The sequence below is a fragment of the Tardiphaga sp. 839_C3_N1_4 genome (assembly GCF_051811045.1).
GTDB lineage: Bacteria > Pseudomonadota > Alphaproteobacteria > Rhizobiales > Xanthobacteraceae > Tardiphaga.
In genome coordinates, this window is the sequence record NZ_JBPWQD010000001.1 from 394,700 (window position 1) to 407,179 (window position 12,480).

The 12,480-nt window shown below is 60.0% G+C and carries 10 protein-coding genes and 1 pseudogene; 5 read left to right on the forward strand and 6 right to left on the reverse strand.

The features are described 5' to 3' along the window. The first annotated feature begins 49 nt into the window (after positions 1-49). Positions 50-1,312, forward strand: a complete 1,263-nt coding sequence (locus AB8A38_RS02235; RefSeq protein WP_439084805.1) for an adenylate/guanylate cyclase domain-containing protein — start codon at positions 50-52, stop codon at positions 1,310-1,312. Here the strand turns inward: AB8A38_RS02235 and AB8A38_RS02240 are convergent. From AB8A38_RS02240 to AB8A38_RS02260, 5 genes are all read right to left on the reverse strand, one after another. Continuing rightward, on the reverse strand, positions 1,309-2,535 hold the full coding sequence (locus tag AB8A38_RS02240; RefSeq protein ID WP_439084806.1) for a multidrug effflux MFS transporter: 1,227 nt from the start codon (positions 2,533-2,535) through the stop codon (positions 1,309-1,311). The two genes, AB8A38_RS02235 and AB8A38_RS02240, sit on opposite strands and share 4 nt — an antisense overlap. Positions 2,536-2,663: 128 nt before the next feature. Continuing rightward, on the reverse strand, positions 2,664-4,526 hold the full coding sequence (locus tag AB8A38_RS02245; protein WP_439084807.1) for a TRAP transporter large permease: 1,863 nt from the start codon (positions 4,524-4,526) through the stop codon (positions 2,664-2,666). Next, positions 4,523-5,191, reverse strand: coding sequence for a TRAP transporter small permease subunit (locus AB8A38_RS02250; protein WP_315842591.1), 669 nt, complete (start codon positions 5,189-5,191; stop codon positions 4,523-4,525). The genes AB8A38_RS02245 and AB8A38_RS02250 overlap by 4 nt, the downstream gene beginning before the upstream one ends. Before the next feature lie 118 nt (positions 5,192-5,309). After that, positions 5,310-6,443, reverse strand: a complete 1,134-nt coding sequence (locus AB8A38_RS02255) for a TRAP transporter substrate-binding protein (RefSeq protein WP_439084808.1) — start codon at positions 6,441-6,443, stop codon at positions 5,310-5,312. A gap of 198 nt (positions 6,444-6,641) precedes the next feature. Beyond that, entirely contained in the window at positions 6,642-7,901 is a 1,260-nt protein-coding gene (locus tag AB8A38_RS02260) for an MFS transporter (protein WP_439084809.1), read from the reverse strand. A gap of 417 nt (positions 7,902-8,318) precedes the next feature. On the opposite strand from AB8A38_RS02260, the gene AB8A38_RS02265 reads away from it, so the two are divergent. Both AB8A38_RS02265 and AB8A38_RS02270 read left to right on the forward strand, forming a co-directional pair. After that, the gene (locus AB8A38_RS02265) at positions 8,319-8,630 is read left to right on the forward strand and encodes a hypothetical protein (RefSeq protein WP_439084810.1); all 312 of its coding nucleotides are present in this window, start codon (positions 8,319-8,321) and stop codon (positions 8,628-8,630) included. 54 nt (positions 8,631-8,684) lie between these two features. Then, positions 8,685-8,939: a hypothetical protein gene (locus tag AB8A38_RS02270; RefSeq protein WP_439084811.1), complete on the forward strand. Its 255-nt coding sequence runs from the start codon at positions 8,685-8,687 to the stop codon at positions 8,937-8,939. On the opposite strand, the gene AB8A38_RS02275 is transcribed toward AB8A38_RS02270, so the two are convergent. Then, positions 8,875-9,360: a TniQ family protein gene (locus AB8A38_RS02275; protein ID WP_439084812.1), complete on the reverse strand. Its 486-nt coding sequence runs from the start codon at positions 9,358-9,360 to the stop codon at positions 8,875-8,877. The two genes, AB8A38_RS02270 and AB8A38_RS02275, sit on opposite strands and share 65 nt — an antisense overlap. Before the next feature lie 1,571 nt (positions 9,361-10,931). Between AB8A38_RS02275 and AB8A38_RS02280 the strand changes: the two genes are divergently transcribed. Next, a complete protein-coding gene (locus AB8A38_RS02280) occupies positions 10,932-11,414 on the forward strand; it encodes a hypothetical protein (RefSeq protein WP_439084813.1) in 483 nt (160 codons plus the stop codon). A gap of 740 nt (positions 11,415-12,154) precedes the next feature. Further along, positions 12,155-12,415 (forward strand): annotated as a pseudogene (locus AB8A38_RS02285) (thiamine pyrophosphate-dependent enzyme); the annotation flags it as partial. Positions 12,416-12,480: the final 65 nt, after the last annotated feature.

Sequence of the window (12,480 nt, forward strand, 5' to 3'; positions counted from 1 at the left end):
CGCCGCAGGATGGGTTTCGCAAAGGCTCAACCCGTCCTACAAGTGTCTCATGGAAACTGCCGCACGCATTGAACTGATGAGCTGGCTGGTCGGCGAGGGTCTGACCGGCCTTCCCGAAAACGACCTGATCCGTGGCTTCTGCGAGCGCTGCCGTGCCGGCGGCATCGATGTATCCCGTGGCCTCGTCTTCATTGACACGCTGCATCCGATCTTCGAGGGCCGTGGCTTCCGCTGGAACGACACGGCCAGCAACGAGAGCGACGTGTTCGAATACGGCTCGACCGAGATTGGCGAGGCCGCCGCGAACTGGCGACGGTCGGTGTTCTTCCACATGTTGGAAGAGGGGCACGACGAATTGCGGCTCGATTTGCACGCGCCCGGGATCGCCGACCGCTTCTCGATGGTCAGCAGCTTGCAGGAAGGCGGTCACCGCCACGGTGCCGTGTTCCTGCACAAATTCGGCGAGGCCGGCTCGATGGGGCAGATGGATTGCCTCTATTCGTATTGGGCTACGCGTCATGAAGACGGGTTCGACGAGCGCCAGATGTCGGCGCTGCGCGAACTGGTGCCGATGCTCGGTCTCGCCATTAAGTCGGGAGCCCAGATGGAGATCGCGCGCACGCTTGGCCGCGTGTATCTCGGCCGCGATGCCGCCGAACAGGTTCTCCGCGGCAAGATCGCGCGAGGAATCACCGAGCGTATCAATGCGGTGTTGTGGTTTTCCGACCTGCGCAACTCCACGGGGATCAGTGAGGCGATCGGACCGGACGAGATCATCCCGTTCTTGAATGACTATGCCGAAGCCTCGATCGCAGCGATCCATGATGTCGGCGGCGACGTGCTCAAACTTATCGGCGACGGCATTCTGGCGATGTTCACCGGCGACGACATGGTGAAGGCGAAGCGCAACGCCTTGCGCGCCGAACATCAGTTCCGCAAGAATATCGCCAAGCTGAATGCGAAACGATCGGCCGCGAACCGGCCGGTGACCACGGCCTATGTCGGTCTGCATGAGGGAGAGGTGTTTTACGGCAATATCGGCAGCGACGAGCGGCTCGATTTCACCGTGGTTGGTCCCTCGGTTAACGAGGTGAGCCGCATCGCTTCCATGTGCTCGTCGGTCGATCGGCCGCTGCTGACCTCGACTGCGTTCCAGGCCGGGCTCGATGGCGCCGGTCGCAAGTATTTGGTCTCCACTGGCCGCTATGCCTTGCGCGGCATCGGCCGCGCGCAAGATCTCTACACGCTGGATCCCGAGATCGACAGCGACGAGGTCGTGCGCGGTGGCTATGAGCGCTATTTGGCGCGTTAGCTGACCGTAGTGGTTGGCTGGCGCATCGCGTAGAGTACGATAGCGATCAGGCAGGCTGCACCGAGAACGATCCCGAGCGCCAATGCGGCCTGCGGCACGATAGTGGCCGACAGGGATACGCCGATCGCGGCCCCCATCATCTGCCAGAAGCCGAGCAATGCCGAGGCGGCGCCGGCATGGGTGCCGAACGGCGACAGCGCCTGCGCCGTGCCAAGCGGATTGACCACGCCCATACCCATCAGGAACATGCAGGTCGCGGCGATGAAAGTGACGACGTTACCGTGAAAGTAGGCGGTCGCGAGCACCGCAATGCCGCCGACGAAGGCGATCAGCAGTCCATATCGAATGGCACGATCCAGTCCGAAGCGGGGGGCAAGGCGGGCGGCCAGCATGCCGGAGCCGAACACCACCAGCACGGTGCCCGCAAAGAACAGCCCGAGCGCAATCGGCGTGAAGCCGTAGCCCTCAATGAGAACGCGAGGTGCTGCGGAGAAGATCGAGAACAGTCCACCCATGATCAGGCCAACCGTGGCGGCTGGGATCAGGAAATGGCGGTTCACCGAAAGTTTGAGATAGGTTGCGCTGACGGCGAGCGGATTGAGCGGGATACGCGTCGTGTTGTGGGTTTCGCCGAGCACCAGGACATAGCTGAGCGCCGACAACACAGCGAAGGTGCCGACGAAAACAAATTCTGAGCGCCATCCGAAAAAATAGTCGAGTCCGCCACCGAGCAGCGGGGAGAAGCCAGGGGCTGCGGCCTGCGCGATCATCACCAAGGTGAGTGCGCGCGCCAGCGCCGCGCCGCTGAACAGGTCGCGGGCGATCGCGCGCGAGAGAACCGAAGTCGAACAGGCACCCACGGCCTGGATGGCGCGGCCAATCAGCAGCGAAGGAAGATCGGTCGAGACGCCACACCAGATGCTGCCGATCATGAAGATAGCGAAACCGGCCAGCACCGGCACGCGACGTCCGTAACGGTCGGAGATTGGCCCGACCAGCAATTGGCCAAACGCGAAGACCAGCAAAAACACAGTGATCGATGCCGTGACTGCGGGCGTCGTCACCTTCAAAGATACCGCCATCTGCGGCAGCGATGGCAGCAGAATGTTGGTAGCCAGGGTGCCCATCGAGGCCAGTCCCGCAAGCACCGCGACCTGCAGCGCGGTGGAGGATGCTTCCTGCGGCGGGGTGTCTGCCATGGCGTCTGCCGTGCGGTCGGTCATATGATGATCCTCATTTTATGAATGATGTACATCATATAAAGCGGCCTGCAAAGAGCAGGGCAGTCATGCGGTATTCCGGGAAGACGGGTGCCACCGCCGCGTTCCCGGCGGTGTTCGCGGCCGATGGATCAGTTGCCGTAAAGGTAATTCGGCAGCCACAGCGTCAGGCCGGGCCAGATATACATCAGCACCATGCAGATGATGACGATGAGCATATAGGGCATCATGCCGGAGAAGATCTGGTTCAGCGTCACATGTGATGGCGCGACGCCCTTCAGATAGAAGGCGGACATCGCGACCGGCGGCGACAGGAAGGCGGCCTGCAGGTTCACGAAGACGAGCACGCCCCACAGGATCGGGTCGATGCCGAAATGCTTCAGCATCGGCAGGAAGATCGGCACGAAGATCACGATGATCTCGGTCCATTCCAGCGGCCAGCCGAGAATGAAGATGATGGCCTGCGACAGGATCATGAACTGGACCGGCGTCAGGTTCAGCGACAGGACCCAGCTCTCCAGCAGCGCCTGTCCGCCGAGAATGGCGAACACCGCGGAAAAGAGCGCCGAGCCGACGAACAGCCAGCACACCATGGAGGTGGTCTTGGCGGTCAGGAAGACGGCTTCCTTGGTGCGCTTCCAGTTTAGCGTGCGCGCTTGGAAGGCGAGCAGGAACGCGCCGGCAGCGCCGACGGCGGCGGACTCCGTTGCCGTCGTGATGCCGAGCAGGATCACGGCCAGCACGATGGCAGTCAGGATGCCGAGCGGCATCACGGACGATGTCAGCAGCCGCAGCACCTCAAACTGCGCGGCGCCCATGGTCCAGTAGTAATAGAACAGCATCAGTGCGATGATGGCCGCCGTGAATGCGAAGTAGGTGTAGAATTCCGGCGGCGGTCCGGCATCGACCGGCGCATTCGCCGGGCTGTTTTGCAGATCGGCATTGCCCATCTGCTGCAGTACTTCCGGTTCGCTCTCCTTGACCGACCCCGATTGCGCGGAGCCCAGCTCCTCCAGTTTTTCTTCTTTAGGTGCGACCGTGCCTGCATCGCCGGACTGAACCCGCTCGGTGATCGCGGCGGGCGCGGGGGCGTCGGGCTGCGGATGAATGACGACATACCACCACGCGGCCCATAGTGTGGTCAGCGCCAGGACCAGCGGCACCAGAGCAAAGCCGAGATTCTTCAGGATCGTCGTGTAGCTGACCCGCACGCCGTCCACGGTCAGGGCCATGGCGCGCGACGGCGCTACGGCCGCCGTCAGCAGAGCCGGCAGCATCTTGTGCGAATAGGCTTGCTGCAGATCGGCGATCCACGGCCGGACGGGCACGCGCGTTTCGCTCTCGGGCAGCTTCGGCGCGATCTTCGGGTTAATGAGCGCCCAGCCGACGATGTAGACGAGATAGAGGAAGGCCAGAAAGAAGCCCGGAAACATCGCGGCGGCATAGAGCTTCACGACAGACTGTCCGGCGACGGCGGCATAGACGATGATCATCACCGATGGCGGGATCAGGATGCCCAGCGTGCCGCCGGCCGTGATCACGCCGGACGCCAGCTTGACGTCATAGCCGGCCTTCAGCATCGGATTGAAGGCGATGACGCCCATCAGCACGACGACGGCGCCGACCAGACCGGATGCTATGCCCCAGAAAGTGCAGACGATCAGCGTCGCCACCGCCAGCGAGGCCGGGACGCGGCGGAAGGCCAGCTGGATCGAATAGAACATCTTATCGACCAGGGCGCCGCGTTCCATCACATAGCCCATCAGCACGAAGAGCGGGATGGAGATCAGGACGTCGTTGGTCATGGCGCCATATGTGCGCTGGACCATCAGATCGAAGATGTGGTTGTCGGCCCAGGATTCGCCTGCCCGGTAATAGGCGAAGAAGCCGAAAAACATGCCGAGACCCATCAGCGTGAAGGCCGTGGGGAAGCCCAGCATGATTACGACGACGATGAGGACGAGCATCAGGAGGCCAAGTGCGGGATCACTCATTTCTGCGTCTCCCCGCCCATGCCGCGCTGTCGCGCGCTTTCCTCGATCTCCTGCGCCTGGGCGATTGCATTCCTACGCACGTCGTCATCGACGTGTTCGCTATGTGCGAGCTGTTCCTCGACGACATCGATCTCGGACACATCCTTGAGCCGGCTCGGCCACACGCCGGTCTTCAGGCAAATCGCGGCGCGGGTGATTTCGGCGATGCCTTGCAGCAGCAGCAATGCGCCGGCCAGCGGGATCATTGCCTTGAAATGATAGACGGGCGGTCCGTCCGCCGTGACGTTGGAATGCTCGCGGATACGCCAGCTGTCGCCCGCATAGTCCCAGCCCGCATAAACCAGCGCGGCAATGCCGGGCAGGAAGAACACGATGTAGAGAACGAGATCGAGCGAAGCCTGCGTGCGCGGGCGCATCGAGCTGTATAGAAAGTCGCCACGCACATGGCCGTTCTGCGCCAGCGTATAGGCGCCGCACAGCATGAACAGCGTGCCATAGAGCATGTTCGACGCGTCGAAGATCCATGCCGTCGGCATGTTCAGCATATAGCGCTTGAACACTTCGGCGCAGACGAGGCCCATCAATCCCAAAATGAGCCAGGCCGCAGCCTTGCCGGCGAATGTGCTGATACCGTCAATGGAATGCAGGAAGCGCTGGGCAGTCATTTCATGGAGGCCAGTCTACAGGACATGTGGGCAGGTGAAGGTAGGCGATATCGGGCAACAGCAAAGCATCATCCGGGAGAGGGTCCCGGATGATGCGAGATACGTGTGCCTGATGGCGTCAGGTCTTCTTCTTCGCGTTCGGGCCGAAGTAATGATTATAGGCCATGCGGCGATTCACGACCGTGTCCTGCTCCCACTGCGTGGCGCGCTTGGCGAAGGCCTGCTGGGACTCGGAGATTTCCTTGAAGAGGGGATTTTCGGCCGACTTCTTGGCGACGACCTCGTCATAGACTTCGAGCTGCTTCTGCAGGATCGAGTCCGGCGTCTTGTAGAACTTGACCTTGTCCTTGCTCTGCATCTCCGCATAATCCTGCGAATAGCGGTCGATGGCCTTCCAGGACATTTCCTGACCGGCCGCATCGGCGGCGCCCGCGATGATGGCGCGCAGCTTCTCGGGCAGGGCGTCATATTTGGTCTTGTTGAACAGGATCTCGAACTGTTCGGCGTTCTGGTGGTAGCTCTGTAGCATGCAGGTCTTGGATACGTCGGGAAAACCGAGGATGCGGTCCGACGAGGCGTTGTTGAATTCTGCGGCATCGAGCAGGCCGCGGTCCATCGCCGAGACGATTTCGCCGCCGGGCAATGCGTTCACCGCGGCGCCCAGACCAGTGAATACGTCGATGGAAATGCCGACGGTGCGGAATTTCACACCCTTGAGATCATCGGCCTTGGTGATCGGCTTCTTGAACCAGCCGAGTGGTTGGGTCGGCATCGGCCCGTAAGGCAGCGACACCACATTCGCGCCGATCGACGCGTAGAGCTTGGCCAGCAGCTCCTTGCCGCCGCCGAATTTGTGCCAGGCCAGCAGCATGTTGGCATCCATCGCATAGGCCGGGCCGGAGCCCCACAGGGCCAGCGCGGTCTGCTTGCCGTAGTGATAAACCATCACGCCATGGCCGCCGTCGAGCGTGCCTTTGGAGACCGCATCGAGCAGGCCGAAAGCCGGGACTACGGCGCCGGCCGGAAGCACCTCGATCTTGAGGTCGCCGCCGGTCATGTCGTTGACCTTCTTGGCGTAGTCGAGCGCGTATTCGTGGAAAATGTCCTTGGCCGGCCATGTGCTCTGCCAGCGCATGCTGATCGGGCCCTGCGCCTGGGCGATTGCCGGTGCTGCTATGCTTGCGGCAGCGCCGGCTGTGGCGACTTTCAGAAAGCGGCGCCGAGATGGAGTCCTGTCCTTGGATAAAGCCATTGTGTTCTCCCCGAATGGTCGTCCTTTTGCGGACTGACCTTGTTGATTGATAGCAAGACAAAGGCCTGCCTCGGGGTTTGGCAAGAATGTTCGCAGCGCTGCGACGCTTGGACGCGGCGTAACTATACTAACTATCCGTGCTGCGGTGCGGGGAGATCGTGAGCGAGCGCGAACTACAGATAAACTAAACCGAGCTTGTTAGACTTTCGTCGGAACGCATCCGGTCAAATCGCCGACCATATCCGGCTGCCGTTCCAGCGTCACTGCAGGCGAAGTCAGGATCACCACGGCCTGCCAGGCGAAACCCGCGACGGCGAGATAGAGGCACGCCTCCGCGTGATAGAGCCCGCCGATAACGGCAGCGATACTGGTTCCGATCGGGCGGGCGCCATAGCTCAAGATGTTGATCGCGGAGACGCGTCCGAGCAGGCTTGGCGGCGTTACCGACTGTCGCAACGTTGCGGTGGAGATCACCCACAGGATCGGGCCGACGCCGAGCAGGAAGAAGCTCAGGCCAGCCAAAGCCGGCGAGGGGACCCATGTGGTCAGTGCCATCACGACGGAGGCAACGAAGCCGGTGACGGGGCCAAGCGCGATCACGGTGCCGAACGGCAACCGCTTCATCACACGTGTTGCCAGCAGTGCGCCGATCACCATGCCGACGCCATACATCGCGAGTGTCACGCCGACGCCGGAGGCGGAGAGACCGAGATGGCGAACCGCGTAAGGCACGAACACTGCCAGCACCATGAAGGACGCTGCGCTGAAGATGAACTGTGTGATGAAGACCGGCCGCAAATACCGATGATAACAGACGAAGGACAGGCCTTCGGCGATATCCTGCATCGGCTTGCGTTGTTGGATGGTTGTGCGCGTGGGCTCATGGATGCCCGATAGCAAGGCGACAGCGATGATCGACAGCGCTGCGGCAAAGCCGAAGGCAGGCGCGGCGCCAGTGAAGCCCACAAGCGCGCCTCCGATGGCAGGACCGCTTGCAAAAGCGACGGTGCGCGCGAGTTCTATCCGCGCATTCGCCGCGCCGAGCAATTGCGGCACGACTAGCGATGGCACAAGCGACGGCGCGGCGACGCTGTAGACGACGGTGCCGCACACCGCGACGAAGCCGAGCAAAGCGAGCAGCGGCATCGTCAGCGCGCCGAACCAGATCAGCCCTAGCGTCAGCAACAGTGCGATCGCGCGCAGCGCCTCAGCTCCGGCCATCAGGGTGCGGCGCGACATCCGGTCGGCGAGCAGGCCGGCGGGAATGGCGAACAGCACGAAGGGCAGGGTCAGCGCGGTCTGCAGCAATCCGGTTTGGCCCTCGCCGACGCCGAGCAACAGCACCGCGACGATCGGCGCCGCCGCCAGCGCGATCTGCTCGGCCGATTGGGCAGCGAGATTGGACCAGGCGAGTCGGTTGAAGGTGTCAGGCAGTCGGTCAATGGAGGAGTGGGACATGGCGATTCCTGTCTGTGACAGCCACCATGGGGTCCGGACGAGCACGCAGCCACCCGATTACTGAGCGCGCGTGGAAAGGCCCTCTAAGAATGTCCCCGATTTATTCCTAAGCCATTGATTTTGTTGATGCGATATTTCGGTTCGGCGGCCTAATCTGGCCCTGTACCCCGCTAACAGTGACCCCAATAAGGGCAGACCGCGAAATGAAGAAATCCTGCGTCCAAAATCCGGGCGGGCTTCGCTTTTACTGAGCTCAGGACGCTGATGTGAAGCTGGCGATCAGGCCGGGAGTTTTGGAGCGTCGGCAACATCTGGTGGGCTTGCTCCACAGAAATAAACAGTCGTTACTAAAATAAATATTGTTATTTCTATAGTTTTGTATTATTAAAATAGCGTCCCTTATCAAGGAGCGGCGTTATGTTACCTCGTCATTCAAATGAACTTCTCAAGCACCTCGAAGATGTCGTTGAGTACGGCTGCACGACCATCAGTAAAGCCAAACTGATTTATTGGTATGGACAGCAGCGGCTTACCGTGGGGATCTGGAGGGATATCCAATCTAAGTGGGTTGAAATCCTTGAATCAGTTCCTGTCCAGGAAGACCTTGGAATCCCGCTGTTCGCGGGTGGCGGCGATCCCAGTCAGTCTACCGTCACCTTGGTCTGGGGCGAGGGGCTGACGTCAGACGGTAAATGGCTCAAGCCGATCTCCGAGCTTGCCCGTTCCTAGCTTGACTCTAATGTTCTCTTTTTGTTCTATGGGCCATCATTCAGGGATTGGACCATGGGACTCGACCATATCAGGGCCGAGATTGAGCACATGCGTGTGCAGATCAAGCGGCAGCAGAAAGACATCTCATCCCTCCAGAAGGCCGGCATCAGTACCGCGTCTGCCGTCGCCCTTCTGGAGCGGATGCAGGACAAGGTCGATGAGCTATGCCAGGAACGCGACCGGCTGATCCGCGAGGAGCGGCTCAAGCAGCGAACCTATCCCAGCGGAAAAGCCATTCGGGGCGTGCCAGACCATCGCGGGATGTGATGGACAATCGCCGTAACTGATATTCGTCCACCGGGGAGTGCAGTGCTTGCTCGCGCTCGTCGTAAAGCGTTGACACTTCGTCCTGGTTCGATCGCAAATAGTGCGCGAAATCGCCACTCAATAATCGGTCGCAGTCGCGCGACGAGCACACTAGACGAACATTGTGGACCGGACAGGCTTCGACAGTCTTGACCAGCCACCAGATTCTGGCAGGGGAGCGCAGTTCTTTCGGACCCTTACCGTTTGCAAGGTCCTCATTGACGCAGGCCGGACAGTGACGGAACTGTTCGTAGGCGATGTCCTTATGCCAAATCTTCTGACCGCTGATGATCGCCCAGTGCTTGTTGAGCCGCTCAACCACCCCGCCAGCGAGATCTTCCGCGAGAACGCCACCCAATTCCGCGATGCGATTTACATTCAAGTAGTCAGGTGATCTGTATGATGCCGTCGGCGACTAGTTTGTCGCGGCCAGCAGTGTACTCTCGCGAAGTAAGGCGCCTCAGTGGGTGGCCTCTACTAGGGCACGGTATACGGGGCAGGCGTAAACAAGCAGGCCGATTCCAATAGCCCTTTCAGACGACAATCCCAGAACATCTCGACCACGATGCCCGCTATCAGGATAGCGAAACACACGACACGAAACACTGCCAGCCGACTGTCTGCTTTCATGCCGGCCATTTTCCCCGATGACGGGAGGGCGTCATCCTTGCCCATGATCGCCGGGGCAGGGGCCGACCTGCGTTAGCGTTAGGACTTCTTGCGCTGTTGGGCGTCGACCATGTCTTGAACAGTCGCGCTGATAGGCAGTCCGTGTTGTCGCAATACGCTCCAAGCCACGACAGAAAGAATAGCAGCTCCCATAATAGCAGCGGCGACGATGGCGACGAGGGACCCGTATCTGAATGCGGGAATGATGGGGCCACCCAAGGCGCCTAATAGGGCGGCCAGTGCGACGTAGGACCAAGGCCTAAGCTTCATACCTAGCTTTTCACGAAATCCCATGCTTCGGTCCTTTGTTTCTGTCCGAACTAACACTCATCAGGACGGGCGATTATCGTTCTTGGTCAGGAGCGTGGAGATGGGCGGCCGTAGCGCTTTGCTAAAGATCCCCCTAACATCGCAGTGAAAATGGGGAGCGAGTAAAGCACGATGTTTCGCACATGCATCTGAGGTGTGATGGCGCCGACCGGCAGGGTTATCGAGAGGATGTAGCCCAGAAGAAAAGCCAAACAGGCCGCTACGGCCGTCAACCAACCAAGTCCAAATGGCAGCCTCGCGATTAAATAACCCACGCTTCCTCCTGGAATGAGGGCAACCGCGAAAAGCATGGCCCAAAGTTCTAAGATACCTTCCATATTAGGTGCCTTCATTATTCGGGAGTGCGGAGGCGTCGTTTCATCGCCCATAGCGTTAGGTTCACTAGCATGGCAGCCCCACAAAGGGATCCAGTCGAAATCAGGAAGCCTTCTCTGATCGACCGGCCAGGGTCGGCGAACCCGAGTGGATCAAAACGGTAACGTTCGCGAAGATAGTTAGAGACCAACATAAATCCAGCCGACCACGCCAGGCCGATGAGCAGCGACCATCCCAGTCGAGCACCGCCGCCATTTTAGCCGATGGTGGGCTGGCGTCCTTACTACGGCGCAAACCCGTTCCTGATTCGCAAATGCAACGCTAAAATCTTCCGCATCAACAGATTCGGAGTCCTCTATGTCTACAACGACCGTTCGGGTGACAACTCCAATGCCAACCGGAAAAGAGCCACTCGTTTGGCACTTCGACCTTATGACCGGGAATCCAGCCGAAGCTATTCGCTGGGCCAAGTCAGCTCCGCAGGTTTTGCCGCACGCGACGGTCGAAGTGGTGGAGAGGGGCGGGGCTTAGTTCCAGTTTGATCTTTGATCAAGAACAGCTCCGCTTGACCCCGGAGAGCAACAACGCGACGTTCGATTTTGCTTTGCATACGACGGGATGGCTCTAACAGACACAACGATGAAGGGAGTGTGGACATTGCCTAAGCAACACAGGCTCACGGGCGTCATCGGTCTGGTAACTTTTGTCTACGCTTGTAGCTCGTTCAGCACGCTATCGCGCGCGGATGTCTCTCTCTCCGCCATTGGTATGGGCCACGGGGCGCCATCTGCGGAGATGTTCAGACAATTTCAAGCCACTGCAAATCAGTACAATGCGTCGGGCGAACGATTCCGCATCGATACTCACTGCCCTTCGGCTTGCACGATGTTCCTTCGAATTCGGAATGTCTGCATCGCACCGGGAGCAGCTTTAGCGTTCCACGCTGGCGGCAGTCGGCGGCGCGGCGTTCCTGATCCTTATTTCACCGGTCAGATGCTTAATGCCTACAAGCCAGCTTTGCGGCGATACCTCACTAGTAATCGCTACATGGAGACATTTGATTTCCACACCATTTCAGGTGAGGAAATGACGAAGCGCTTTGGATATCCCGCGTGTCCGTAGTGGCCAATCCTGTCGTCCACAAGCTTCGTTGGCCGAGAGGCGACTTCCATTTGTTATTCCGGATTGCCAGCATCACCTTCGCCATAGGTGCGGACATGCGATCGGCCGGGCCGTCGGCGGCAGCTTCGACCGCACGCCAATCGATGAGTACGGTCCCATCAGGTCCGATTTCATAAAGGCCAATGCTCGCGGGAACGCTCGTGATCTTCTCAGTTCTGACAGGCCGCTGCGTTAATTCCTGCGCCGAAGCGCTGGTGGGCAGTATGATGGCAAGTACGGCGATCCTCACTATTTGCATCTGTCGCAACCTTCTTCATGCCTGGGCTGCGATCTTACAGGGCAGACAGGTCGGATCGTCAACGGCCGAGGATTACGGCGTCTGAACGCGGGCCAGCAAGCATCGTCCTCTCAGCTGCCGGTCCGTTCCTGGCAATTGCGATCGAGGAGGCGCATATCCTGGTCAATCTGCGAAAGGCGCGGCTCAGGCGCCTAGTCCACCAAACGTCTCACTAAGGCGCGGACCGTAGAGCAGGGCGCCCGTCTCCGGCCTCCTCATCCGCAATGGTGAGTGGATATCTGAGTGGCGACGATGCGGAGCCGGAACCTGTTCACGTTCAAGCACTTAACACAAAACACTTGTAACCGCACAGCAGAATATACGTGTAATCACCCCAAGGAGGCTCTGTTCTCCCTTTTAGAGGAGACGGAAGCGTCCGTTTTTGATCCCCGACCAACGGCCCGAGGATCACGCCTGCGGGATGATCAGCTGGAAGCAGGCCGTCGACGGTTGCCGATGCGGGGATGACCTTCGGCAATCCAGATTTCGTCGCCTACGCGCAGTCCTACGGTGCCCAGGGCATCGCGTGACCGAGGCGGGCGGTCTTGCACCGACACTGGAGAAGGCCTTCGCGGCCGGTGGCCTCTACCTCGTGGTGGTGCCGGTGGACTACAGCGAGAATGTTCGTGTTTTGGTGGACGAACTAGCCGACATGCAGCACTAGGGCGCTTTGCTCTTAACGCTGCGCCATCGCCGACGATGCGTTGTAACCGACGGCTATCTGCGCAG

Bases quoted from the DNA above. Each gene is read 5' to 3' on its own strand.
- AB8A38_RS02240 (WP_439084806.1), bottom strand. From the start codon at position 2,535: ATGACCGACCGCACGGCAGACGCCATGGCAGACACCCCGCCGCAGGAA.
- AB8A38_RS02250 (WP_315842591.1), bottom strand. From the start codon at position 5,191: ATGACTGCCCAGCGCTTCCTGCATTCCATTGACGGTATCAGCACATTC.
- AB8A38_RS02270 (WP_439084811.1), top strand. From the start codon at position 8,685: ATGGGACTCGACCATATCAGGGCCGAGATTGAGCACATGCGTGTGCAG.
- AB8A38_RS02265 (WP_439084810.1), top strand. From the start codon at position 8,319: ATGTTACCTCGTCATTCAAATGAACTTCTCAAGCACCTCGAAGATGTC.
- AB8A38_RS02235 (WP_439084805.1), top strand. From the start codon at position 50: ATGGAAACTGCCGCACGCATTGAACTGATGAGCTGGCTGGTCGGCGAG.
- AB8A38_RS02280 (WP_439084813.1), top strand. From the start codon at position 10,932: ATGAAGGGAGTGTGGACATTGCCTAAGCAACACAGGCTCACGGGCGTC.
- AB8A38_RS02245 (WP_439084807.1), bottom strand. From the start codon at position 4,526: ATGAGTGATCCCGCACTTGGCCTCCTGATGCTCGTCCTCATCGTCGTC.
- AB8A38_RS02260 (WP_439084809.1), bottom strand. From the start codon at position 7,901: ATGTCCCACTCCTCCATTGACCGACTGCCTGACACCTTCAACCGACTC.
- AB8A38_RS02255 (WP_439084808.1), bottom strand. From the start codon at position 6,443: ATGGCTTTATCCAAGGACAGGACTCCATCTCGGCGCCGCTTTCTGAAA.